The sequence below is a fragment of the Streptomyces sp. NPDC033216 genome, assembly GCF_055577115.1.
In genome coordinates this window covers 1-23,274 of sequence record NZ_JBVIQK010000001.1, presented here as the reverse complement: position 1 = coordinate 23,274, position 23,274 = coordinate 1, and the positions used below count along the sequence as shown (strand labels likewise).

The following is a 23,274-nucleotide window of genomic DNA, read 5'->3' as shown; positions in this document are numbered from 1 at the left end:
CCCTCGTCGACATCGCCGAGGTCGTGCAAGATCGCCGTGATCCCGACGGGCTGGGATCCACCGGATCCCGGAGCGCTCGGGCGATGCTGATCGGCAGCCGGGATCGGTGAGGGACGGCCCGGCCGCTGGTCACAGTCCCCCTCGTCGCCCGGCGACCGGCACGGTCGTCTCGCTCCTGAGTGCCCGGCGCCAGGTAGGGATCGGTGCGGTCGGCGGCCGGTCACCCCTGCGGGGCGCTCACCGACGCTCCGGGCAGGTAGGCGGACCGAACGCCCGGTTGCCAGCCGTGCGCGAGACGGGCGAGGGCGGCCAGCGTGACGGTTCCCACGGGCAGCAGGGTCCTGGCGGCCGGGTCGGGGCCGACGCTCTCGCGGTGCGCGACGAGTCGTTCGTGAAGGGCCTGCTCGAACGCCGCCTGGTCGTCGTCGAGCAGGACGCGCAACAACCGCTGATCGGGCGTCAGCGGCGCGGCCTCATCGAGCTGTCCGGCCGTGCGCGCCCGCTCGGCGGCGTCCGGTTTGGCCAGCGGCACCGGACCGGGCAGCGCGCCGGGGTAGGGTCCCTGCACGATGGTCAGGTAGGCGCACAGTGCGTCCATCTCGGCGAGGTCCGCGGGGCTGGACACCGATTCCCGCTCCGAGTACGGCACGCCGTCACGGATGGCGGGCGCGTAGTCCTGGCTCAGCAGGGGTCCGATGACTCGCTTCTGATCCCATATCAGGCCGCTGATCACGGCCCACGCGAACGCATCGGTCCAGGTTCGTGCCGTGGTCGTCGGATGGAGCGGCTCCCGCCTCTCCTCGTAGTGGAGCTCCTCGCTGCTGAGGACCGCCCTCACGAGAGGCAGACGGATCTCGAAGTCGCCGTCGGGGAAACACGCGAGGCCCAGCACCCCCAGGGCGCACTCCGCCGCCGTGAGCAGAGCGGTGCGCGAGTCCGGCGTACCCAGGGCGGGGTCCGCCACGCTGCGTGCGGCCACGTGGTCGGCCAACTCCGCGCCGAGGTCCGTGAGCCCACGGCGCAACGGCACGTCGCCGTAGCGCATTCCGTGCCACTGACTGTGGGCCCGCCCCCACATGTCCTCCACGGCCTGCTCGATCCGCTGCTCCGTGACCGCGTGACGGGTCACTTCCCTCATCGTCATACCGGTCATCTTGGCAGTCCCCACCGACAGCGGTCCCGCGCGGCTCCTCGGTCAGGTCGGGTTGCGGCGAACGGCTACGCCGGATCGTGCGAGGTCCGCGTTCCCGATCCCGCCGGACCGGTCGGCGGCACCGTCCCGGCACGGGATCAGCGGTCGGCGTTCCCAAGCACTGGTTCGCGGCCGCGGCCTGCCCGGACGCCGGACCCGTTGCCGGGGTGAGCCGGCGAACGTCAGCGGCGTGACGGCGACGACTCCACGTCTGTCACGTGAACGGCCGGTGGTCGCCGCCGACGAGACAATCCCTGTCGGAAGTCACCAGGTCAGGACGACGGCCCACTCCCCACACGGACATCACCCGCGCGCAGAACAGCCGTCGGCAGTCACATCGGTAATCAGGACGCGGGCTCGAAGGCTGAACTGGCGGCCTCGGCACACGAGCCCGCCATCCTGCGGGCCGGAAGCCCAAGGAGCCCGACTCGGCGGCCCGAACTGGCGATTCCGTCGGCACCCGAGCCACTGAACTCGTGCTGACCGCCGGCGCGCCGGGCACGAACAGGCCTGCGGATCGGCCGAAGGAGTAGTTCTGCTGGTGGTGGCCGCGCAAGGCGTGTAGCGTCGCAGTCAGCTGTCGTGGTTCCGAAGTACCTTCCGCCCGTGAGCCAATGCACGGGCGGTTTTGCTGTGTAGCGCCGCTGAGGACCCGTCGATCACCTCTGGCTCCCGCGCCGTGCGGGAGCCCCTTACGAGTCCCCGTGGAGGACACGCATGGCCAGTGGAACCGTGAAGTGGTTCAACGCCGAGAAGGGCTTCGGCTTCATCGAGCAGGACGGTGGAGGCCCGGACGTCTTCGCCCACTACTCCAACATCGAAGGTCACGGGTTCCGTGAGCTTCAGGAGGGCCAGAAGGTGACGTTCAACGTCACCCAGGGGCAGAAGGGCCCGCAGGCGGAGAACATCACTCCGGCCTGACGACCCTGAAACGCTGGTGTCCGTCTCCCCTCCCAGGCGGGGAGACGGACACCGAGGCGGCCCGCCCACCGTCGCATGCCGGGATGACCGGCGGTTGACCCATGTCGACGCGCACGCTCGGGAAATGCCCATGTGGGCCGCCATGTGGGGGATCAGGCGGTTCCGGCACCGCTGGACGAGACGCAACCGTCCCTCGGGTGACAGCGGAGCATCGCGCGGTGGGTCACGAACATTCCTGGCGCCAGGGATCGAGGGCGTGCTTCCCGCGGGTCTGACCCGCTTGGAGTTGCTGTAGCACTGCTGATGGAGGGCGGCACGACGTTCCACTTCCTCGACGCTTCGCCCTCGGAGGCGCTCGAGACGGCCCGTGAGGCCGCCGGTGGCCGGGACGTGCGCATCGGCGGAGGACCCACCACGATCCGCCACTTCCTCGCCGCCGGGCTCATCGACCACCTGCACATCGTGGTGGTCCCCGTCCTTCTCGGCCGGGGCGTACGCCTCTGGGACGGACTGGAGAACCTCGAGAGGAACTACGAGGTCGAAGCCGCCTCCTGCCCAGCGGCGTGACACATGTGACGTTCACCCGCGCGGGTCTGTGAACCGCCTCGCTCGAGGACCGGACCGCGGAACGGCACTCACGATACTTCCGCTGCGGCCCCAGGCCGTGGATCGCGAAGCGGAGCTGACCTTGTCCCTGGACTCCGCCCGGAGACCTTCCGCGTCCAGCACCGAAGCCACGACGCTCCGTGCCTCTACGACCAGTTCCGGGTCGGAGTCGAAGCCGGCCACGGCAGGACGGCAAACCGTTCGCCTCCCCGAAGCGCCGCATCCCAGCGCCGTCACCCGCACCGCACGCGGCAGTGACTGTCTGTGCCCGACACTCGGGTCGTCCACGTACACTGGCCGCATGGCATGCCGCATCAGTGAGCTGGTCCTGGACGCCGCCGACCCCGACCGGCTGGCCGCATTCTGGAGCGAGGTCCTCGGCTACGTCGAACTCGGCCGGGAGGACGACGGGAGCATCGAGATCGGACCGCCCGACACCGGCTTCGGCGGTCCGCAGCCCACCCTCATCCTCAGTCCCAGCAGCGACCCACGGCCCGCGAAGCTCCGACTGCACATCGACGTCAACGCCACCGACCGCGACCAGGACGCCGAGCTCGAGCGGCTGCTCGCTCTCGGGGCCAGGCCCGCCGACGTCGGCCAGACCGGGACCGAGAACTGGCACGTCCTGGCCGACCCGGAAGGCAACGAGTTCTGCCTCCTGCACACCCGACTCCAGCCCCTTTGACGACCTCCGCCTGACGCCGAGCCGCCCGGCTGTTCGAGTGCGCGCCCGCGAGGTCGCCGCTTCCGACGAGGGAGGGCAGCGGGGTCGTCAGCGCGCCTCAAGCCGGGTCCAGGTCGGCGTGCAGCGGATGGTGGTCCGAGTACGGGGTGGGTCGCACGTGGTGCTCGAGCGGGGTGATGCCTCGCAAGAAGACGTAGTCGAACTTGCTGTGCCAGTCGGTGGTCGGCTCGCAGGCGGCCGCGGGCGAAGGACGGCACTGGGGGTCCGCATCGGCGGCCAGTGCCCACATGTGGGTGAGTTCGGGAGCGTCCGGAACCGCGTTGAAGTCGCCGAGAACGATCGCGCGGTCGTGCCGGGCGACCGCTGCGGCGAGTATGCCGGTCTGCTCCGCCCGGACCGCTTCTTGACGTCGCTCGGCGAGGTGGGTGTTGAAGACCCGGACGGGCCGGCCGCCCACCATCGTCGTGACCGCCATGTACCCACGGTCCTCGGATCCGCCGTCGGGATACTCCACGCTGACGCGGCCGGTCATCGGTGCCGCCGAGAGCACCGCCTGACCGTAGGCTCCCGGACTCCACGGCGCTCCCCCACAGCGGCCCCAGTTCCGCAGGACCGTCCCGTACGCGACGTGGTAGACGAGCCCGTGGCGGCTCTCCAGGTGATCCCGGATCCTCTCGACGTCACGTACGCACGCTTCTTGCAGGCCGACGACCTGGGGCGCGTACGCGGCGATCTCCGCTGCCCGGTCGACGTCGCTCGTCTCGCAGGGGTTGCAGAGGTTCCACGTCATGACCCGGTTCGGTACGACCTCCCTGACGGGATCGGCGGGCCGTGACCTCACGAAGGGGGCATCGGTCGGCACGCTGGGGCCGACGAGCACCACGCAGGCCACGGCCAGGGCGCCCACGAGCAACGGCGTGCCCCTTCCGAACACCGTCGCCCCCTCACCCGCACACGGCAACCGAAGCCTCCACGCACGAGGTTACGGGACCGGGTGGTCGGCAACACGGCGAAGCCGGAGACGCCGGCCGGGACAGGCCGGCGCCTCCGGGGCGGTACGGGAAGTCAGCTCACGGCGCCCAACCGCTCGGCGCGCTCGTCGACACCGTTACGGAGTTCGCTGAGCGTCGTGCCCGGCGGGGCCGTCTTCGGTGTGGAGGAAGGCGGCTGCGTCTCGTCCGCGCACGTGGTGCCCGAGGCCGGTACCTCGAGGTCCAGCAGGTAGCCGACGACCGCGTCCGTCGCGCAGACGCTGCGGCCGAACGCCGTGTGGCCCTCGGCCTGGAAGGTGAGCAGCGAGGCGTTGTCGAGCCTCCGGGACAGCGCCACAGCGTCCCGGTACGGGGTGTCCGGGTCACCGGTGGTGCCGAGGACGAGGATCGGCGCCGAGCCCTTCGCCCGGTAGGAGCCGTCGTAGCGGCTGACGTGTTCGCCGGGCCACTGGGCACAGGCGGTGGCGTGCTGGTGGTCGTACGTGGGAGGGCCGTACGCCATCGCCGGACCGAGCAGTGGCGCCGCCTTCGCGTTGGCCGTGACATTCCGCTTCAGCAGGCGCAGGTCGCGCGGGTAGTCCCGGTCGACGCACTCGACGGCCACGTTCGGTCCCAGGAAGTCGAAGCTGGCCGGGGACGGCGGCCGCAGCAGGAAGGAGGTGTTGTCCCGCAGCTGGGCCTTGCGCAGTGCCGCACCGAACGAGGGCCAGATGACCTTCCCCTGGTTGATGTTGAACATCAACCGGTAGGCCAGGGTGTAGCCGTTGGCCCGGCCGCCGTTCGCGGTCGGAACGGGGTCGGCGTCCAGGTCGGCCTTCAGCTTCTCGAACGCCGCCCGTGGGTCGCCGTCGCCGAAGCCGCAGGTGGCCTGATCGGCGGCGCACCAGTCCAGGAAGCGGCTCATCGCGCCGTCCAGTGCCAGGTACTGCGGGCGGTCATAGGCGTAGGGACGGTTGGCGTAGTGCACCGGGTCGTACGCGCCGTCGAGGGCCAGGGCCCGCACCCGCTTGGGGAACATGGCGGCGTACACGGTCCCGATGTACGAACCGAACGACCGTCCGTAGTACGTGAGTTGTCGCTCCCCGAGCGCCTCCCGCAGCAGGTCGACGTCCCGGGCGACGTATTCGGTACCGATGTAGGGCAGCAGGTCACCCGCGTTGTCCACGCAGGCCTGGTTGAACTCGGCGGCCTCACGCAGCGCCGGCTCGAAGGCGTCCGGCCCGGGCACGCCCTTCGCCTCCGTGACGGCCCGCGTGTACCGCGCGTCGTCGAAGCAGGTCAGCGGCGAACTGCGGCCGACGCCGCGGACGTCGTAGCCGAAGACGTCGAACGAGTCGCGCAGTGCGGCCGGCAGGTCCGCGTAGTTGTTCCGCACGAAGTCCACACCGGAGTTGCCGGGGCCGCCCGGCTGCATGAAGAGCGTGCCTTTGCGCTTCGTCTGGTCGGCGGCCTTCTTCCGGACCACCGCGAGGGTGATGGTCCTGCCCTGCGGCTCGCGGTAGTCGAGCGGGACGTCGGCGTTCGCGCACTCGAAGCCGCCCTGGCAGTCGGCCCAGGCGAGCAACGGCACGGTCGGCTTCTCAGGAGTCTTCGGCGAGGCCGACGCCTGGGCCGTCGTCCCCGCGACGGCGGCCATGAGCGCCGTCAGGGCGGCTCCGACGGCCGTGAGGCGCCCGAAGCGTCTCGGTATGTGATGTGGAGTGGTCATGGTCCTCTTCCCCCTGAGTCGGTCGATGTACGGCCAAGGGCTCACGGTGCGAGGTGAGTTCGGCCAACTGAACAGAGGGGAAAAGAGTGAGATCGGTGCCACCGTGGCCGGCTTTCCACCGACTGATCTCGATCCGGGGAGCGTCCGGCTGTTCAACGGATGCAGCGCACCGGCCCCGCCCGCCGGACCACCTGCCCGCCCTGTGGGGGAGGTATCGCATGGTTCACAGGACGCACAGCCCAGGTTCGAACCGCCGCCGGTCGGGAAGTGGGCCCCCGACGTCCGTGTCCTCCGGAGGGCGGGGCAGCCCGGGAGGCAGCGACCGCGCCGATCGGCCGGCGGCCGCTACCCGCTCCTCGGGCCTCTCCCCCGCCGCGCCCAACCGGCGGACAGGGGAACCGAATGTCGCCCGCACGCACTCCGCCACGTCCACGCTGGGGCCGCTGGAGGGGGAAGCGCGTGCGGGTCCGCTCGGGTGGGGACATCCGGAGCGCCATTTCGACAGCGCCCTCGAAGGCACCGGGAACCGCCCGTTCGGCGGGCGGCGCGCGATCCTTCGGCGCGGCGGTCAGCAGCCGCCGCAGTTGTAGTACAGGACGTCCCAGTGGTTGCCCTCGTCCGCGTAGATGTTGCCGGAGCCCGAGCGGTACTGCGGGGCGCCGTCGCCGCGCAGGCCGATGTAGGTGAAGGTGTTCTTGATGTAGTTGGTGACGCAGGTGCTCTTGCCGTAGTCGAGCTTGTAGCCGTTCCAGTGCGAGTAGGTGCCGCCGGCGTGGCCGGTCTCCGTGCCGCCGGTGATGTTGAGCGCGCAGCCGGTGGCCCGTTTCAGTGTCTGCGCGCCCTGGGCGGTGGCGAGGTTCAGCTGCTCGAAGGACGTACAGGTGGAGTTGTTGCGGTCGGAGCAGTTGCCGGACGAGGACCAGGTGATACCGACCTCGCGGAACATCGAGGTCGCCGTCGCGTGGCTGATCTTGGTGACGGCGAAGGCGTCGGTGGCGGTGCCGACGACGGCGACACCGGGAGCGACCACGAGCGCGAGGGCGGTCAGTGCGGAGCGGAACTTCATGGGGAACCCCTTCCTGCGGACGACCGTGCTTCCTGTGGGGCGGTGGTGCAGGTGGTGCAGTGCGATAGTGCCCGAGGTCTACGCGCGTTCGCCAGAGGCCGTCACGTGACAACACCCGGCGACGCCACTGAACGCCCCCGAGGCGGAGCGCCGTCGCGCTGACGCCGAAGCGGTGGCCGAAGGTCCCGGGTCCCGCCAGGCGGACTGCCGCACCAGGGGTGGGAACGTGCCCATAGAGTACGAGGCAGTCCGTCCTCGTGCCGAACAGGAGCCGTACGTGAGCGAGCAGACCATCCGCTGGGGAATCCTGGCCACCGGCGGCATGGCCGCCGCCTTCACCGAAGACCTGCTGAATGAGCCGGAGGCCCAGGTGACCGCCGTCGGATCCCGGTCGGAGGCCGGCGCGCGGCGGTTCGCGCAGCGGTTCGACATACCCCGCGCACACGGCAGCTGGCAGGATCTCGCGGAGGACCCGGAGGTCGACGTCGTCTACGTCGCCACGCCGCACGCCCACCACATGGCGGCCACGACCGCCTGTCTGGAAGCGGGCAAGCCGGTGCTGTGCGAGAAGCCGTTCGCACTGAGCGGCCGCCAGGCCCGCGTCATGACCGAACTCGCCGCCAAGCAGGACCTGTTCCTCATGGAAGCGATGTGGACGTACGTCAATCCACTGATACGCCGCGTCGCGGAACTGGTGGCCGACGGCGCCATCGGCGAGATCCGCGCGCTGCACGCCCACTTCGGCGGGCGGGTGACGGCTCCGCCGGAGCACCGGCTCTGGGACCCCTCGGCCGGCGGTGGTGCCCTGCTGGATCTCGGCACCTACCCGGTCTCCTTCGCGCACCTGCTCCTCGGCGCCCCCGAGGCCGTGACGGCGCACGCCCGGCTTTCGCCGCAGGGCGTAGACGAGCAGACCGGCATCCTGCTCGGACACTCCGGCGGAGCCATGGCCGTACTGTCGTGCTCCCTGCTCGCCGGCGACGAGCGGCGGGCGGCGGTGTACGGCACGGCGGGACGCGTCGAGATAGCGGCCGACTTCTACAACCCGTCCTCCTTCGTACTGCACCGGGACGGCCACGAGCCGCAGACGTTCGCGGCGCCGTCGCAGCGGGGGAACGGCTATGGCCACCAGGCGCGGGAGGTGATGCGGTGCCTGCGCTCGGGCCTGACCGAGTCACCGCTGGTGCCGCTGACCGGCACCCTCGCGGTCATGGACACCCTGGACGGGGTCCGCGCACGGATCGGCGTGCGCTACCCCGGCGAGTGAGCGGCGAGCGGGACGAGCCCGCCTCCGCCCCCGGTGGACCGGGACGCGGGGGCGGGCTGGTGGTGCGGCACCGTGCGGGGCGGCGACGGGGGTGCCGTACCGGCTCTCGGTCAGGCGCCGGGCAGGATGCCGGTGCGGGCCACCTCGGCGTACCAGCGGGCGCTGGCCTTGGGGATGCGGGTACCGGTCGGGTAGTCGACGTAGACGGCGCCGAAGCGCTTGCTGTAGCCGTGCGCCCACTCGAAGTTGTCCAGCAGCGACCACAGGAAGTAGCCGCGCACGTCCGTGCCGTCCGCGATGGCCCGGTGGACCGCGGCCAGGTGGCCGCGCACGTAGGCGATGCGGGCGGGGTCGTTGACGTTGCCGTCGGGGTCGGCGTAGTCGTCGAACGCGGCCCCGTTCTCGGTGATGACCAGGGGCAGCTCGGGGAAGTCGGACGCCAGGCGGCGCAGCAGGTCGTACAGTCCGCTGGGGTCCACGGCCCAGCCCATGGCGGTGGTGTCGCCGGGGGGCTGGTGGAAGGCGACCTCGTCGGCGGCCGGCCAGGGGCTGTGGGCGCTCCTGCCGTGCCCGTCAGAGGTGTGGGTGCCGCTGCCGTCGGCGCGGGAGACGAGGGTGGGCGTGTAGTAGTTGACGCCGAGGAAGTCCAGCGGCTGACGGATCTGCTGGAGGTCGCCGTCGTGGACGAACGACCAGTCGGTCAGCGCCGCGGTGTCCTTGAACAGGTCCTCCGGGTAGGCGCCCGCCAGCATCGGTCCGGTGAAGACCCGGTTGGCCAGCGCGTCGATGCGGCGGACCGCGTCGGCGTCGGCGTCGCTGCCGGTCAGCGGGCGGACATGGTGGATGTTGAGGGTGACCGAGCACTGCGCCAGGGCGGGGAGGCGGTCGCGCAGTGCCTGGACGGCCAGGCCGTGGCCGAGGTTGAGGTGGTGGGCGGCGCGCAGGGCCGCGACCGGGTCGGTGCGGCCGGGGGCGTGCACGCCGGAGGCGTAGCCGAGGAAGGCGCTGCACCAGGGCTCGTTGAGGGTGGTCCAGGTCGTGACCCGGTCGCCCAGGGCGTCGGCGGCCAGGGCGGCGTACTCGGCGAACCGCGCGGCGGTGGCTCGCTCCGGCCAGCCGCCGGCGTCCTCCAGTTCCTGCGGCAGGTCCCAGTGGTAGAGGGTGGCGACGGGCTGGATGCCCTTCTCCAGCAGTTCGTCGACGAGGCGCCGGTAGAAGTCGAGGCCTTTCTGCACGGCGGGGCCGCGGCCCGTGGGCTGGATCCGCGGCCAGGCGAGGGAGAAGCGGTAGGCGCCGATGCCGAGGTCGGCCATGAGGGCGACGTCCTCGCGCCAGCGGTGGTAGTGATCGGTGGCGATGTCACCGGTGTCGCCGTTGCGGACCCTGCCGGGGGTGCGCGCGTAGGTGTCCCAGATGGACGGCGTGCGGCCGTCCTCCGCGGCGGCCCCCTCGATCTGGTACGAGGCGGTCGCGGAGCCCCAGAGGAAGCCCTTCGGGAAGGTGCGGGGGGCGTCCGGGGCGGAGTCGGTCTGCTGCTGTGCTGCGGTGACCACGAAAGTCCTTTCGAGTGGGGTTCTTCGGTGACCGGCGGTGCGTGCGGGCCGGGTGCGGACGGGGCCGGTGACTGTCCGCGGGGCCGGTGCGGCTGCTCAGCCCTTGACGGCGCCCGCCATGATGCCGCTGACGATCTGGCGGCCGAACACGACGAACATGGCCAGCAGCGGCAGCGTGCCGAGGAGCGCGCCCGCCATGATGAGGGACTGGTCCCGGACGTAGCCGGCGCTGAGCTGCGTGAGGGCCACGGGGACCGTCGGGTTGGTCATGTCGAGCACCACGAACGGCCAGAAGAAGTCGTTCCAGGCGTGCACGAAGGTGATCATGAAGAGGACGGCCATCGCGGGGCGCGCCACGGGCAGCACGATGCTCCAGAAGATCCGCAGCGAGTGCGCGCCGTCCACGCGCGCTGCCTCGATCAGCTCGTCCGGCAGCGCCTCCGACAGGTACTGCCGCATGAAGAAGACGCCGACCGCGCTCACCAGGGTGGGGAAGATGACGGCGGGCAGTTCCTGCGACCAGCCCAGCTCGGACATCATCATGAACAGCGGCACGACACCGAGCTGCGGCGGCACCATCATGGTGCCGATCACCAGCATGAGCAGCACGTTGCGGCCCGTGAACCGCAGCTTGGCGAAGGCGAAGCCGGCCAGCGTCGCGAACATGACCGTGGACAGGGCGATGACACCGGCCACGATCAGGCTGTTGATCATGGCTTTGCCCATCGCCGCCTCGTCCCAGGCGCGGGCGAGGTTGCTGAACAGGTTCGGACCGGGCAGGAACGGCGGCGGCGTCTGGCTGACGCGGGTGTTGTCGGTCGAGGCCGCCACCATCGTCCAGTACAGCGGGAAGATCGACAGGATGGCCGTGACCGCCAACAGGGCGTAGGCGAGCGGGCCCGCGTGGTGCTGGCGGCCGGCGCGGGGGCCGAGCAGCCGGCGGCCGCCGCGGACGGCGGGTTCCTTCGGGGCGGTCCGGGCCGGGGCGTCCCTCCGGACCGGGAGGCTTTCAGTGGTCATGACGACTCCTGGTCAGGGCGTGCGGGAGCGCAGGCGCTTGATCAGGCGCTGCGCCGCGAAGACGAGGACGAGCAGCAGGAACATCGCCCAGGCGACGGTCGCCGAGCGGCCCATCTGGTAGTTCTTCCAGCCCTCCTCGTACAGCAGCAGACCCAGCGTCTGGTACTGGTTGTCAGCGCCTCCGGTCACGCCGTTGGGCCCCTGGCCGAAGATGAGGGGCTCGCCGAACAGCTGCGTCGCGCCGATGGTGGAGAGGACGATGGTGAAGACGATGGTGGAGCGGATCCCTGGCACGGTGACGTTCGTGAACTGCTTCCAGCGGGAGGCGCCGTCGATGGCGGCGGCCTCGTAGCGGTCGGCGGGGATGGCCTGCATGGCCGCCAGGTACAGCAGCGCGTTGTACCCGGTCCAGCGCCAGATGACGATGGTGGAGATCGCGACCTGGGCCGGCCACTTGTCCGCCTCCCAGTCGACCGGGTCCGCACCGACCAGACCGAGCGTCCAGTTGATCATCCCGAAGTCACGTTCGAACAGCATGGTGAAGACCAGGGCGGCGGCTCCGACCGAGGTGGCGTAGGGAACGAGCGAGGCGATGCGGAAGAAGAGCGAGCCGCGCATCCTGTAGTTGAGCAGGTGGGCCAGGCCGAGCGCCATCAGCAGCTGCGGCACCGTGGAGATGACACCGATGGTGATGGTGTTCGCCGTGGCGTTCCAGAAGCGGGCGTCGTTCCAGAGTTCGACGTAGTTGTCGAAGCCCACCCACTCCATGACGTCGAGGGTGGCCAGTTCCACCCGGTGCAGGGAGATCCAGGAGGTGTAGATGAGGGGGTAGAAGCTGAACGCGGCGAACACGACGAAGAACGGTGCGACGAACGCGTACGGTGCGCCCTTGACGTCCAGCCGGTGCAGCAGCGCGCCGAGCCGTCGGCCCGGGCCGTCGCCGTCCGGCTCGGGGGACGGTCGTGGACGCCCCGTGCCGGACGAGGCGTTGCTGGTGGAGGTGGCCACCGGAGTTCCTTCCTGTGAGCAGAGGTGTGAGCCGGTCCCCCGGGCCCGCCGGTGACGTGCGGGCGGGCCCGGGGCGGCCGGAGGCGACGGGTCAGCCGACCGCCTTCTCGATGCGCTCCGCGGTGGTCTTCCAGGCCTTGTCGCGTGAGGCACCCTGCTGCTCGATCAGGGTCAGGCCCTGGGAGAAGGTGTCCTTGATCGTGCCGTCCTTGCGGCCGAGGACCTGCTTGTCCGGGATCTCGCGGGCGGCCGCGCCGAAGATCCGGCCGATCGGGGCGTTGTTGAAGTACTCGGAGGTGACGTCCTGTACCTGGGGGGATTCCAGCGCCTGCTGCGAGGAGGGGACGCTCCCCTGCTTCTGGAAGATGTGGGCCTGCTGTTCGGGCGCGGTCAGCCAGGCGACGAGCTTCTTGGCCTCCTCCTTGACCGGGCTCTGCTCGACCACGCCGAGGAAGGAACCACCCCAGTTGGCACCCTTGGGCGCCTTGGCGACGTCCCACTTGCCCTTGTTCGCCGCACCGGCCTTCTCCCCGATGTGACCGAGCATCCAGGCCGGGCATACGGCCGTGGCGAACGTGCCGTTGGCCAGACCGGGATCCCAACCCGGCTGGAACTGGCGCAGCTTGGCGGTCAGATCGGCCTCGGCGGCGTCGGCGGCGAGGTTCCAGGCCTCCTTGACGGCCGGGTTGGTGTCGTAGATCAGGTCGCCCTTGGCGTCGTAGTACTGCTCGGGGTAGCCGTAGACCATGGCGTTGAACAGGCCGCTGGCCGCGTCCATGTACGCCACTCCGTCACCCTTGAAGTCCTTCTTGAAGGTGCGCCCGACCTCCACGTACTTCTTCCAGTCGCCCTCCCAGAGCGCGGCGACCTTCTCGCGGTCGGTGGGCAGTCCGGCCTTCTCGAAGTAGTCCTTGCGGTAACAGACGGCCATCGGGCCGATGTCGGTGCCCAGACCGAGGACCTTGCCGTCCTCGGTGGTGATCTGGGACTGCTTCCACGGCAGGAAGTGGTCGGTGCCGGTCACGTCGGAGAAGTCGGCGAACTTGCCGGACTGGGTGTCGACGATCTCCTTGGCCCGGCCGATCTCGATGCCCTGGATGTCCTTCAACCCCTTGCCCGCGGCCAACCGCGTCTGTAGGGCGGTGTAGTACGTCTGCTCGTCACCGGCCACCTCGGCCTTGATGTCGACGTCCGGGTTCTCCTTCTCGTACTGCTCCAGGAGGCCCGTCTCCTTGAAGCCCATGACGCCGTACATGCCCATGGTGATGGTGACCTTGCCGTCCTTCTTGCCGCCGCCCGTGGCGGAGTCGTCGCTGCCACCGCAGCCGACGACGAGCGCAAGCGCACCGGCTGCCGCGACGACCGCGGCCGCTCTGGTGCGCGATGACGTGTGGACAGTGCTCATGTTCTTCCTCCAAGCGACGGCGCTGACGCACCGGAGTGGCGATGTGGGTGAGGGTGGTTGCGGCGGGACGACGGGCGGCGGAGCTGGTGGGCACGTTCCCACCATGGGTGGGAACGTGCCCACCAGCGGTTGGAAGACTCGTGGCCGTGAACGCTTATGTCAATGACTTGAAAACGATTCGTTGCCGAACCGGGCGTCCGTCGTTCGCTTCATGACCTCATGAGGCTGCTGCCGCCGTGGTGGCGTCTGCCACAATTGCCGCTGGTCACGTCCGCGGCGCTGCCGCCGCGGTAGCCGCCCGGAGGAGCACATGACAGGGAACCGCCAGCCCACGATCAAAACCGTCGCCGCCCGCGCCGGGGTAGGGCGGACCACGGTGTCCCGCGTCATCAACGGCTCGGACCTCGTCAGCACAGACGCCCGCGAGCGGGTCCTGGCGGCGATCAAGGAGCTGAACTACATCCCCAACTCGGTGGCCCGTGGCCTGGTGACCAGCCGCACCGACTCGGTGGCCCTGGTGATCCCGGAATCCGAGAGCCGACTCGGATCGGAGCCGTTCTTCGCCGCCCTGATCCGCGGCGTGAGCGCGGCGCTCGCCGACACCGGCACCCAGTTGCAGTTGACGCTCGTCCGCGACCAGCTCGAGCGGGACCAGCTGACCGCGTCGGTGGCGACCCGCCGGGTCGACGGCGTACTGCTGGTGTCGGTCCACGCGAACGACCGGCTGCCCGGCATCCTGGAGGAGATGGGGCTCCCCACCGTGCTGGCCGGCCGTCGGGACGAACGGGAGCGACTCAGCTACGTCGACTCCGACAACGCCGGGGGTGCCGCCGCGGCCGTCCGGCATCTGCTGGACAGGGGTCGCCGCCGCATCGCCACCATCACCGGGGCACTCGACATGGACGTCGGCCGGAGCCGGCTCGCCGGCTGGCGCGACGCCCACCGCGACGCAGGGGTGTGCGGTGACGAACGCCTGGTGGAGGCAGGCGACTTCACCGAAGAGGGGGGCCGTCGAGCCATGCGTTCCCTTCTTGAACGAGCGCCGGATCTGGACGCCGTGTTCGCCGCCTCGGACCTCATGGCTGTCGGCGCCCTCACCGAACTGCGCCGCCACAAGCGGCAGGTACCGGGCGATGTCGCCGTCGTCGGATTCGAGGACTCCGTCCTCGCCCGCCACACCGCCCCGCCGCTGACCACGGTGCGTCAACCCGTCGAGGAACTGGGCCGGACGATGGCCCGGATCCTGACCGACATCACGCGACACGGCGCGGGCCGACAGCAGTTGACGCTGGCGACCGAGTTGGTGGTGCGCGAGTCGTCGTGACGTGCCGCGAGCACCGGGGTCTCGTTGGCGTCCGCCCTCTCGAGACCCCGCAGCCGCACGCCCCGAGCCGCGGGCCTTCCACTGACAGGCGTGCCGGTCGCGGTGGCTTGCGAGCAGGGGGCGTCGCGATCTCAGAACCGGGGCAGGCGGCAGCCGGGCAGTCGACGGCACGGAGTCGACGGCACGGAGTCGACGGCACGGAGTCGACGGCCGCCGGCAGGCCGGGCGGCCGAGGAGGGCCGCGGGGAACGGAGGCCGGGGAGCGAGGCCGGGAACGGAGGCCGGGGAGCGAGGCCGAGCAGGGAGGCCGGGGAGCGAGGGAGACGCTGACAGGCACGTCCGGCGCCGAATGCGAGACGCGTCGCCCCTCGCCGGCGGGCGCCACGGCCGGACCGAACAGCCGGTGGCTCCCGACGTGGCCGAGCCCTCGTGAGCGCCGGTACAGACGCGACCCGGGCAGCGAGGTGGTAGCCACGCAGCAAGCTCTTCCGACCGGTGCCGCCGAAGCCTTCGACAGACCCCGTCGTCCCGGCGGTGACACCGTCTCCCGACGGGAAGGCACGTTCGCGCCCTCCAGAACCGACGGCGGCAGGGCGGGCGGCCCCGGCCTCGGCGCAACCGGCTGAGGGCGCCCCGTTTCCCGACCCTGTGCGCGCCGCCTGCCCCGCCACCCCCTTCCTCTCCTCCCCCGCTCCAGCCGGAGAGCACGGGCGGAAGGGGGTGGCGGCAGCCGGTTCCGTACCCTGGCTGCATGCGCATGCGTCCCACTCTGAGCTGGACCCCCACCGAGGACCTGCCGCCGGGCACCACGGATCTGGAGCCGGTCGTCGACGCGCTCGGCACCGGCCGTGTGCTGGTCCTCAGCGGCGCGGGCATCTCCACGGAGTCGGGAATCCCCGACTACCGGGGCGAGGACGGAAGCCTGAGCCGGCACACCCCGATGACCTACCAGGACTTCACCGCCGGCGCCCAGGCGCGACGGCGCTACTGGGCACGCAGCCACCTCGGCTGGCGCACCTTCGGGCGCGCCCGCCCCAACGCCGGGCACCGGGCGGTGGCCGCGTTCGGCCGACACGGACTGCTCTCGGGCGTGATCACTCAGAACGTCGACGGCCTGCACCAGGCCGCCGGCAGTGAGGACGTCGTCGAACTCCACGGAAGCCTGGCGCGGGTGGTGTGCCTGTCCTGCGGCGCCCTCACCCCACGCCGTGAGCTCGCCCGGCGGCTGGAGGAGGCCAACGCGGGCTACGCGCCGGTGGCATCCGGGATCAATCCGGACGGCGACGCCGATCTGACCGACGACCAGGTCGGAGACTTTCGCGTGGTGCCCTGCGCGGACTGCGGCGGCATCCTCAAACCGGACGTGGTGTTCTTCGGCGAAGCCGTTCCACCTTCGCGCGTCGAACACTGCCGCGAACTGGTGCGTGAAGCGACCTCACTGCTCGTCCTGGGATCCTCGCTGACGGTGATGTCCGGGCTCCGGTTCGTCCGCCAGGCGGCTCATGCCGGAAAACCCGTGCTCATCGTGAACCTCGCCCCCACCCGGGGCGACCGGCACGCCACCGCGCGGGTCGCGCTCCCGCTCGGCACGGCCCTCACCACCGTGACCGGCCGACTGGGCATCCCCGTCGACGACGAAGAGGCGGCCCGAACAGGGTGATGGCGCGCCGCTGAGGGCGGAGATCCCCTTTGCGCACTGGTGGGTCCGTGCGCCTGAGAAGGCCGCGCGGTCCGCTCCACGCCCTGACTGACCGTTTCAGGACGAGGTGAGTGGCAGGACTCGCGTCCGGTGATCTTCGTGGGCCGGGTGTCCGTGTGCGTGCTGCTCTTGGTCCGGCTCCGGCACCGCAACGGGCGCGTCTCCGCCGGGCCGGTCGCCCGGGGTGCTGAAGACGGCAGGCAGCCCGATCAGCAGCAGGACGGCGCCGATCGCCGGCGAAAGGGGTGCGACCACAGGGCCCAGGGGTGCACACCCAAGCGTCACCTCGCCGGCGAAGCGCATGCCGCCTCGGTCATGGTCGTCCCCCGGCCCGTCTTCGTCCTCACGGTGCTTATGGCGGCCTCCTGACCGCGATCGGCAGAGGGCGCCTCGGGCAACGGCTCAGCCGGAGTCTTCCCGTTCACCGGGGTCTGTGAGGTGGAGGGGGAGGGATCGGTGGCGGCCGTGTCACTCTTCGGAGGCGTGATCAGGGCGATCGGCCTGAAAGCCGGCGATCAGGGTGTCGATGAGGAAGTGGAAACTCCGCGTGACCTCGCGGGGCATCTGGAAGCCGCTGGCGCCCTCAAGGGTGACGAACCCGTGAAGTGCTGATCGCAGTGCCCGTGCGGAGTCGACCACGCGCGCGTCGGGCAGGCCGAAACCGGCGAGGACGTCCAGCAGGACCTGCAACGCCTCTTCGCTGACGCGGCGGTCCTCCTCGTCACCGGCCGCCGGAGCGGGGACGGTGGCGGCGTAGCGGCCGGGATGCTTCAGGGCCCAGTGGCGGTAGCTGTCGGCGAACGCCCGGACCGCGTCCGGGCCGGAACGGCCGACGGACTCCCGGGCCAGCTGATGGGCGAATTCGCGCTTGGCCTGGACGGAGATGCCGTGCCGCAGTTCGTGCAGGGAGCCGACGTGCTTGTACAGGGACGGCGGCCGTACGCCGAGCCTGTCGGCCAGCAGACCCATGGTCAGGCCCGCCAATCCGACCTCGTCGGCGAGCGCCGCTCCCGCCGCGACGACGGCGCTCGTGTCGAGGCCCGCCCTAGGCACGGACGTGTGCTTCCAGGAAGGCCAGGATGAGGGACACCGTCTCCTCGGGGTACTGGTCGTGCGGGTAGTGGCCGGCTCCCTCGACCACCGCGAGCTGTCCGACACCGGTCGGCATCGCGGCCACGATCGCCTCGCCCTCGGCGTGCGGATCGACCCAGTCGGGGTCGAGCGAGCCCTGGACGATCAGGGCAGGGCACCGTACGTTGCCCAACTGGGCGCCGGCGTCGGTCGGGGCCGACTGCCCCATCTTCTGCAACGCCCGCATCCGGCCCGGCTCGCCCAGCATGGTCTCGATGCGGGCCAGCCGCTCCGTCCAGTCGGCCGGCTTGCGGCCCGGGTAGGCGTGGTCGAGATAGCGGGACCACAGTCCCACGCTGCCGAACAGGCTGGCGCCGAGCAGCCGGAAGGCACCCTTGCGGTAGCTCTTCGAGCGGAAGTCGCCGAGTTTGATCGACTGCGCGCGCGTGAAGGGGCCCAGCTCGACGATGCCCCTGACCAGGCCGGGCTCCTGGGCGGCCGCGATGGTGGCGGCACCGCCGGAGATCGAGTGGCCGACCAGGACGGCCGGGCCGCTGTCGAGGTGGCGGATCACCGCGAGCAGGTCGCCCGCGATGGCGGTGCGCGAGTAGGAAGGCCATTGCGCGCTCGATTCGCCACAGCCCCGCAGGTCGACCGCGGCCACTCGATACCCCGCCGCCACCAGGCGCGGCAGGACGAACCTGTACGCCGTGCGGCTGTCCCCCATGCCGTGGGCCAGGACGACCAGCGGCCCCTCTCCAGCGGCCTCGTAGGCGATGGTGCCGCCCGGGACGGAGACGAACTCAGCCATGACATCTCCCTGCTCTCGTTAAGCGCAATAGCTATAAGCTAATGCGACTAGCTAAAAGCTAATACCCATAGCCACGAGAGTCAACCCCGGTCGGCGCCAGGTGGGGGCGAAGGTCCAGCTCGGTCCAGGGGAGCGGTAGGGAATGAGCCGACGCGCGGCCCGGCCGGGTCCGCGTCGTCGTCACTCCGGTAATGCCCGTTCGGGAGGTGCTCCCCGATTCCCGGAAGGCCTCCGCGTCCTCGGGGCAGGCATGCCCATTCAGCGGCCGGTGCGGAAATCGGGCCAGTGCTGCCAGTCCTCGCGTTCCGGTGGCGAACCGGAAACGGACGCGATCAGGCCGAACGGGCGAAAGTGCTCCCACGCGTCATCCGGAACAAGATCGGCACGCACCCGGACACCCTGCCCACGAAGATCAGCGGACCCAGGTCCTGCCGCTCAACTCATCCTGGAACGATCAGTTGGACGCCCGCCTTCTCCGGGTCCTGAACGTCTCCCCGCCCGTTCAAGGGGGCTTCGCGAAACGCCCCTGGGAGGATCGTTACGACGTGCGACACTTCCTGCCATGTTCGGTGTCAACGACCTCCCCACCTACCTGGCAGGCCTCGCCCTGATCGTCCTGCTGCCCGGCCCCAACTCGTTGTACGTCCTCTCCGTGGCCGCCCGGCGCGGGGTGCGGGCCGGCTACACCGCCGCAGCCGGCGTGTGGTGCGGGGACACCGTGCTGATGACGCTCTCCGCAGCCGGTGTCGCCTCGCTGTTGCAGGGCAACGCCGTGCTCTTCGGCATCGTGAAATACGCGGGCGCCGGCTACCTGACCTGGTTGGCCGTCGGGATGCTCCGGGCGGCGTGGGGGCTGTGGCGCAGCCGACGGGAGCGGGACACGTCCAGCCTCCGGTCCGGCACCGCCGGCGACGAGCGGCCCTTCCGTCGGGCCTTGGTCATCAGCCTCTTCAACCCCAAGGCGATCCTCTTCTTCGTCGCCTTCTTCGTGCAGTTCGTCGACCCCGGCTACGCCTACCCGGCACTGTCCTTCGTCGTCCTGGGCCTGTTCGCGCAGCTGGCGAGTGTCCTGTACCTCAGCGCGTTGATCTTCGGCGGGACGCGGCTGGCGGCGGCGTTCCGGCGGCGCAAGCGGCTGGCGGCGGGTGCGACGTCGGCCGCGGGGGCACTCTTCCTCGGGTTCGCCCTCAAACTGTCGCTGGCCGGCACCTGAGCCGAAGCACGTCCTCCCGCCCGGGCGGGATCGGCCCTGCGCCCTCTGGTGTCGTCGTGGTCTCGTCCCTGTCGCGAAGGGCGTCATCGACGGCAGTCGGACGCTTGTCATCAGGCTCACGGCTGATGCACCGTCAGCGGCGGGCACCGGACGGGCACCTCAGGGGGATCCACCCCGTTCTTCCAGACGCGCCGCGGCGAAGCGCACAGCGTGCGTGCTCCGCCCCGATCGACCGCCTCCCGGCGCAGGCGTGGTCAGGCCGAACCGGCGACGACCGGGCCGCTCAGCCGGAGGCGGCGTCGCGCCGCCTGCCGTGGTCCGCCAGAACCGCGGTGGCCCGGCTGCGGTAGGCGCGGAAACGGCGCAGGTACGACCGTGCCATGGGGCCGGGCGGGACCCCCCGGGCGAAGGCGCGCATGTTGCGCTCGCCCGTGTTGTAGCCCAGGGCGAGGAGTTCGTCGCGGGTGTAACGGCGCACGTGTCGCCCGGGAAGAGTCCGGTCGAGGTCCTTCAGATGCAAGGCCGCCACATGGATGGCGAAGGCCGGGTCGTCGCGCAGGTCGCTCCAGTCCTTCGACAGGCCGTGCGTCCGTCGCACCCGCTCGAACGCCGCTCGGTGCATGTTGGCCACTCCGAAGGACGCCCCGGGCTTCCACCACTGCCACAGCCGCTCCAGCAGCGGATGGTGCGGCTTGTACGCCTCGTTGTGGAGCACCGTCATCACGAGCACGGGTGACACGCCGACCTCCGTGGCACAGCGCGTCACATACGCCGCGTAGTCAGCCGGATCGTAGCCTCCGGGCCGCAGCGGCGGCCTCCGGACGTCACCGCGGCCCTTCGGTCCTTGTTCAGATCCCGTCGGTCGCTCAGCCATCCTGAACTCGCCTTTCCCCTGCCGCCCGACCTCGCCTGGACGGCAGGGCCGTCCCTGTGAGGTGCGCGTGCCCCCCAGGCCCGGGGTCAATCCAGCGCGCCCCGCTCGCCGTTTCGTGTCCGCTGCTCCAGCCGCCGAGCGTGCGGTCAGGGGTTCTCGGATGACGGCGAGGTCGCGGCCGCGTCCCTCCGGCGGCGAACGCGTACGGCGGCCCGGTCCGGGCAGATGGCGGGAGTGCCGCCGTGCCGTCCGGGAAGGTGGTTGTTCGGGCTCGCACAGCAGCCCGTGACGTTCGCCATCATGGCTCAGTGGGAGATTCGGCGTGATACTCGACGACATAGCGGCACCGCTGCCTGGCGACACCGCGCCTGACGCAGTGGCAGCGCGCAAGCAGCGCCTGCGCCGTCGCCTGGAGCGACTGATCGGCGTGGCCGCCACCGAAGGCAACGACCTGGTGCCCCTGCGCAACGGTGATGAGATCTTCCCAGCGATGCTCGGGGCGATCCGTTCGGCTCGGCACACCATCGACATGATGACGTTCGTGTACTGGCGGGGTCAGATCGCCCACGACTTCGCGGCCACGCTGGCCGACCGCGCTCGCGCGGGGGTGCGCGTGCGCCTGCTCCTCGACGGCTTCGGCGCCAAGAGGATCGAGCGGCGGCTGCTGGACCTCATGAGCTCCGCGGGCGTGCAGGTGGCCTGGTTCCGCAGGCCCGGGCGTCTGTCGCCGTTCAAGCAGAACCACCGTTGTCATCGCAAGGCCCTCATCGTCGACGAAGACACCGCCTTCACCGGCGGCGTCGGCATCGCCGAGGAATGGAGTGGCGACGCCCGCAACCCTGGCGAGTGGCGTGACACGCACGTCCAGGTGCGCGGCCCGGCCGTGGACGGCATCGCCGCCGCGTTCGCGCAGAACTGGGCCGAATGCCACGACGAACTCTTCGACGACCGCGACCGCTTCACGGAACACCCGCAGGCCGGCTCGTCCGTGGTGCAGGTCGTGCGCGGCTCCGCGAGCATCGGCTGGCAGGACATGCAGACCCTCATCCGGGTCATGCTCAGCTCCGCGGAGGAACGCTTCCGGCTGGCCACCGCCTACTTCGCCCCTGACACCTACTTCATCGACCTGCTGTGCCAGACCGCACGTCGCGGTGTGCGGGTCGAGATCCTGCTGCCCGGCCCCCACACCGATCAGCGCGCCTGCCAGCTCGCCGGCCAGCATCACTACACGCGCCTGTTGCAGGCCGGCGTGCACATCCGCCAGTACCAGCCGACCATGATGCACGCCAAGATCATCACCGTGGACTCGGTCGCCTCCCTCATCGGGTCCACCAACTTCAACCGTCGGTCCATGGACCACGACGAAGAGGTGATGCTCGCGGTCCTGGACGAGGAGTTCACCGCCTCGCTCGACCGCGACTACGAGGCGGACCTGCGCAACAGCGTGGACATCGACGTGACTCGATGGAGACGACGGGCAGTGGTGCAACGCGCCAAGGAGGCCGCGGTCCTCCCCATCCGGCGCTTTCTGTAGGCCGCCCTCTCCCGGCGGCCCTCACCCACGCGGGCGGACCTCAGGTGCCGGGCGAGTGGTGACACCTGCGCGCGGAAGGCGTGAGCCGAGTCTCTGGTTCCGACAACAGGTCGGAACCGCTGCCCGCCGCGACCGGCAGGGGATCATCATGCCGAAGACGCCGCACGGGCAGAGCCCGGCATCGGGCCGGGAAGCACCCCCGCCCGCGATGCTGGGCATTCGTAGCCTCGGGTTCGCGACCATTGCGGGAACCTGCGTCGACGGCCCCTGCGGCCACCCGGCCACCGTCCGGTCGAACAGCCACTACCTGGCTGTGCAACGCTGCGCACCGCCCCCTTCCCGGACACGGTCCCGGACCCCCTGCGAGATCCACCCCTACGACGATCCGCGGCAGGAGACCGAAGTGTTTCGCCGTCAGACGGCCCTGAGACCGCCACCCGGCGCCGGCCCGCCCCCGGCTTCCGGCCCGGCACTCTCGTCGGACACGGAGTGGACATCCTCCAGCGGAAAGGCAGTACCACTCCACCACCTACGCCGTGCCGTGCGGCGCCGTCCGGAGCCAACGCCACGCACGGTGCCGTGTCACACGGACGGCAGCGACTGGATCACCGCCCCGCAGCCCATCGACATCAGCAAGGGCACTGCGGTGCGGCGGAGGTTGACGTGCGCGATCGGTGTCGCTTGCTCCAGGGCGGGGTCGGTTGAGGTCGCGGATGCTCGACGTACTGGATGTGAGTGACGGCTCCGTCCCATCCCTCACGCCACGCGGAAGGCACCCTGTCCCTGCCGCGGCAACCACGGGCCGCCCTCGGTCGGCTTCCTGTCGATGTGGTCCTTCGCCCAGCCCGAGAACAGCAGCCCGAGCACCGAAGCGCCTCGCTACGCAACTACGCACGACCGTCAAGCAGATGTCGCTGACCAGGCCCTACGTCTCCCCGCCCCGTTGGGCGCCGAGCTGCCCTCCGGTGGGCGGGTGGGGGCCGTCAGGCGGTGCTGAGCATGCCTTCGCGCAGGTGGGCCAGGAGACGGGAGATCAGCCGGGAGACGTGCATCTGGGAGACGCCGAGGCGTTCGCCGATCTGGGCCTGGGTGAGTTCCTCCACGAACCGCCAGTGGATGATCTTGCGGTCTCGTTCGTCGAGTGCGGCGATCATCGGCGCGAGGGCGTGGAAGTCCTCGATCAGGCCGAGGGCGGCGTCCTCGTCGCCGATGAAGTCCGCCAGCGCGGCCTCGCCGTCCTCGCTGCCGTTGATCGCCGCGTCCAGGGAGGCCGAGGTGTAGCCGTTGGAGGCCAGCTGGGCCTCGACGACCTCGTCCTCCGGCAG

The 23,274-nt window shown here is 70.7% G+C and carries 21 protein-coding genes; 8 read left to right on the top strand and 13 right to left on the bottom strand.

Features of this window, described 5'->3' with window-relative positions; genetic code table 11:
• Positions 1-220: 220 nt before the first annotated feature.
• Positions 221-1,144: an immunity 49 family protein gene (locus ACZ5Y0_RS00105; RefSeq protein WP_469126365.1), complete on the bottom strand. Its 924-nt coding sequence runs from the start codon at positions 1,142-1,144 to the stop codon at positions 221-223.
• A gap of 765 nt (positions 1,145-1,909) precedes the next feature.
• On the opposite strand from ACZ5Y0_RS00105, the gene ACZ5Y0_RS00100 reads away from it, so the two are divergent.
• From ACZ5Y0_RS00100 to ACZ5Y0_RS00090, 3 genes are all read left to right on the top strand, one after another.
• Positions 1,910-2,113, top strand: a complete 204-nt coding sequence (locus ACZ5Y0_RS00100) for a cold-shock protein (protein WP_356568314.1) — start codon at positions 1,910-1,912, stop codon at positions 2,111-2,113.
• 303 nt (positions 2,114-2,416) lie between these two features.
• Entirely contained in the window at positions 2,417-2,680 is a 264-nt protein-coding gene (locus ACZ5Y0_RS00095) for a dihydrofolate reductase family protein (protein WP_469126364.1), read from the top strand.
• Positions 2,681-3,020: 340 nt separating this feature from the next.
• Positions 3,021-3,404, top strand: coding sequence for a VOC family protein (locus tag ACZ5Y0_RS00090; RefSeq protein WP_469126363.1), 384 nt, complete (start codon positions 3,021-3,023; stop codon positions 3,402-3,404).
• A 97-nt stretch (positions 3,405-3,501) separates the two neighbouring features.
• Here ACZ5Y0_RS00090 and ACZ5Y0_RS00085 read toward each other — a convergent pair whose 3' ends face one another.
• The 3 genes from ACZ5Y0_RS00085 to ACZ5Y0_RS00075 form a co-directional block, all read right to left on the bottom strand.
• A complete protein-coding gene (locus tag ACZ5Y0_RS00085; RefSeq protein ID WP_469126362.1) occupies positions 3,502-4,338 on the bottom strand; it encodes an endonuclease/exonuclease/phosphatase family protein in 837 nt (278 codons plus the stop codon).
• Between the two features lie 131 nt (positions 4,339-4,469).
• Entirely contained in the window at positions 4,470-6,104 is a 1,635-nt protein-coding gene (locus ACZ5Y0_RS00080; RefSeq protein WP_469126361.1) for an alpha/beta hydrolase, read from the bottom strand.
• A 568-nt stretch (positions 6,105-6,672) separates the two neighbouring features.
• Positions 6,673-7,170, bottom strand: a complete 498-nt coding sequence (locus ACZ5Y0_RS00075) for a hypothetical protein (RefSeq protein WP_469126360.1) — start codon at positions 7,168-7,170, stop codon at positions 6,673-6,675.
• A 277-nt stretch (positions 7,171-7,447) separates the two neighbouring features.
• On the opposite strand from ACZ5Y0_RS00075, the gene ACZ5Y0_RS00070 reads away from it, so the two are divergent.
• The gene (locus tag ACZ5Y0_RS00070; protein ID WP_469126359.1) at positions 7,448-8,437 is read left to right on the top strand and encodes a Gfo/Idh/MocA family protein; all 990 of its coding nucleotides are present in this window, start codon (positions 7,448-7,450) and stop codon (positions 8,435-8,437) included.
• A gap of 110 nt (positions 8,438-8,547) precedes the next feature.
• Here ACZ5Y0_RS00070 and ACZ5Y0_RS00065 read toward each other — a convergent pair whose 3' ends face one another.
• The 4 genes from ACZ5Y0_RS00065 to ACZ5Y0_RS00050 form a co-directional block, all read right to left on the bottom strand.
• Positions 8,548-9,990, bottom strand: a complete 1,443-nt coding sequence (locus ACZ5Y0_RS00065) for a GH1 family beta-glucosidase (RefSeq protein WP_469126358.1) — start codon at positions 9,988-9,990, stop codon at positions 8,548-8,550.
• 96 nt (positions 9,991-10,086) lie between these two features.
• A complete protein-coding gene (locus tag ACZ5Y0_RS00060) occupies positions 10,087-11,010 on the bottom strand; it encodes a carbohydrate ABC transporter permease (protein ID WP_469126357.1) in 924 nt (307 codons plus the stop codon).
• Positions 11,011-11,022: 12 nt separating this feature from the next.
• Positions 11,023-12,018: a carbohydrate ABC transporter permease gene (locus ACZ5Y0_RS00055; RefSeq protein ID WP_469126356.1), complete on the bottom strand. Its 996-nt coding sequence runs from the start codon at positions 12,016-12,018 to the stop codon at positions 11,023-11,025.
• A 91-nt stretch (positions 12,019-12,109) separates the two neighbouring features.
• Positions 12,110-13,423 (bottom strand): ABC transporter substrate-binding protein, encoded by a 1,314-nt coding sequence (locus ACZ5Y0_RS00050; RefSeq protein WP_469126355.1) that lies wholly within the window; start codon positions 13,421-13,423, stop codon positions 12,110-12,112.
• Positions 13,424-13,733: 310 nt separating this feature from the next.
• Here ACZ5Y0_RS00050 and ACZ5Y0_RS00045 point away from each other — a divergent pair, with 310 nt between their 5' ends.
• Together ACZ5Y0_RS00045 and ACZ5Y0_RS00040 are read left to right on the top strand one after the other, a co-directional pair.
• Entirely contained in the window at positions 13,734-14,747 is a 1,014-nt protein-coding gene (locus tag ACZ5Y0_RS00045; RefSeq protein ID WP_469126354.1) for a LacI family DNA-binding transcriptional regulator, read from the top strand.
• Positions 14,748-15,498: 751 nt separating this feature from the next.
• The gene (locus ACZ5Y0_RS00040) at positions 15,499-16,407 is read left to right on the top strand and encodes an NAD-dependent protein deacetylase (protein WP_469126353.1); all 909 of its coding nucleotides are present in this window, start codon (positions 15,499-15,501) and stop codon (positions 16,405-16,407) included.
• 507 nt (positions 16,408-16,914) lie between these two features.
• On the opposite strand, the gene ACZ5Y0_RS00035 is transcribed toward ACZ5Y0_RS00040, so the two are convergent.
• From ACZ5Y0_RS00035 to ACZ5Y0_RS00025, 3 genes are all read right to left on the bottom strand, one after another.
• Complete coding sequence (locus tag ACZ5Y0_RS00035; RefSeq protein WP_469126352.1) at positions 16,915-17,499, bottom strand: TetR/AcrR family transcriptional regulator; 585 nt, start codon at positions 17,497-17,499, stop codon at positions 16,915-16,917.
• The gene (locus ACZ5Y0_RS00030) at positions 17,492-18,328 is read right to left on the bottom strand and encodes an alpha/beta fold hydrolase (protein WP_469126351.1); all 837 of its coding nucleotides are present in this window, start codon (positions 18,326-18,328) and stop codon (positions 17,492-17,494) included. Before ACZ5Y0_RS00030 ends, ACZ5Y0_RS00035 begins: the two co-directional genes overlap by 8 nt.
• A 258-nt stretch (positions 18,329-18,586) precedes the next feature.
• On the bottom strand, positions 18,587-18,718 hold the full coding sequence (locus ACZ5Y0_RS00025; protein ID WP_469126350.1) for a hypothetical protein: 132 nt from the start codon (positions 18,716-18,718) through the stop codon (positions 18,587-18,589).
• A 172-nt stretch (positions 18,719-18,890) separates the two neighbouring features.
• Between ACZ5Y0_RS00025 and leuE the strand changes: the two genes are divergently transcribed.
• Positions 18,891-19,541, top strand: coding sequence for a leucine efflux protein LeuE (leuE, locus tag ACZ5Y0_RS00020; RefSeq protein ID WP_469126349.1), 651 nt, complete (start codon positions 18,891-18,893; stop codon positions 19,539-19,541).
• Positions 19,542-19,824: 283 nt separating this feature from the next.
• On the opposite strand, the gene ACZ5Y0_RS00015 is transcribed toward leuE, so the two are convergent.
• The gene (locus ACZ5Y0_RS00015) at positions 19,825-20,280 is read right to left on the bottom strand and encodes a lysozyme family protein (protein WP_469126348.1); all 456 of its coding nucleotides are present in this window, start codon (positions 20,278-20,280) and stop codon (positions 19,825-19,827) included.
• Positions 20,281-20,737: 457 nt separating this feature from the next.
• On the opposite strand from ACZ5Y0_RS00015, the gene ACZ5Y0_RS00010 reads away from it, so the two are divergent.
• The gene (locus ACZ5Y0_RS00010; protein ID WP_469126347.1) at positions 20,738-21,949 is read left to right on the top strand and encodes a phospholipase D-like domain-containing protein; all 1,212 of its coding nucleotides are present in this window, start codon (positions 20,738-20,740) and stop codon (positions 21,947-21,949) included.
• Between the two features lie 983 nt (positions 21,950-22,932).
• Here ACZ5Y0_RS00010 and ACZ5Y0_RS00005 read toward each other — a convergent pair.
• The coding region (locus tag ACZ5Y0_RS00005; protein WP_469126346.1) for a sigma-70 family RNA polymerase sigma factor at positions 22,933-23,274 on the bottom strand (342 nt) is incomplete at its 5' end.

What these genes read in the sequence shown, in the direction of transcription:
- ACZ5Y0_RS00090 (WP_469126363.1), top strand. Translation starts at nt 3,021, where the DNA reads ATGGCATGCCGCATCAGTGAGCTGGTCCTGGACGCCGCCGACCCCGAC.
- ACZ5Y0_RS00030 (WP_469126351.1), bottom strand. Translation starts at nt 18,328, where the DNA reads ATGGCTGAGTTCGTCTCCGTCCCGGGCGGCACCATCGCCTACGAGGCC.
- ACZ5Y0_RS00080 (WP_469126361.1), bottom strand. Translation starts at nt 6,104, where the DNA reads ATGACCACTCCACATCACATACCGAGACGCTTCGGGCGCCTCACGGCC.
- ACZ5Y0_RS00050 (WP_469126355.1), bottom strand. Translation starts at nt 13,423, where the DNA reads ATGAGCACTGTCCACACGTCATCGCGCACCAGAGCGGCCGCGGTCGTC.
- ACZ5Y0_RS00095 (WP_469126364.1), top strand. Translation starts at nt 2,417, where the DNA reads ATGGAGGGCGGCACGACGTTCCACTTCCTCGACGCTTCGCCCTCGGAG.
- ACZ5Y0_RS00060 (WP_469126357.1), bottom strand. Translation starts at nt 11,010, where the DNA reads ATGACCACTGAAAGCCTCCCGGTCCGGAGGGACGCCCCGGCCCGGACC.
- ACZ5Y0_RS00075 (WP_469126360.1), bottom strand. Translation starts at nt 7,170, where the DNA reads ATGAAGTTCCGCTCCGCACTGACCGCCCTCGCGCTCGTGGTCGCTCCC.
- ACZ5Y0_RS00105 (WP_469126365.1), bottom strand. Translation starts at nt 1,144, where the DNA reads ATGACGATGAGGGAAGTGACCCGTCACGCGGTCACGGAGCAGCGGATC.
- ACZ5Y0_RS00100 (WP_356568314.1), top strand. Translation starts at nt 1,910, where the DNA reads ATGGCCAGTGGAACCGTGAAGTGGTTCAACGCCGAGAAGGGCTTCGGC.
- leuE (WP_469126349.1), top strand. Translation starts at nt 18,891, where the DNA reads ATGTTCGGTGTCAACGACCTCCCCACCTACCTGGCAGGCCTCGCCCTG.
- ACZ5Y0_RS00040 (WP_469126353.1), top strand. Translation starts at nt 15,499, where the DNA reads ATGCGCATGCGTCCCACTCTGAGCTGGACCCCCACCGAGGACCTGCCG.
- ACZ5Y0_RS00045 (WP_469126354.1), top strand. Translation starts at nt 13,734, where the DNA reads ATGACAGGGAACCGCCAGCCCACGATCAAAACCGTCGCCGCCCGCGCC.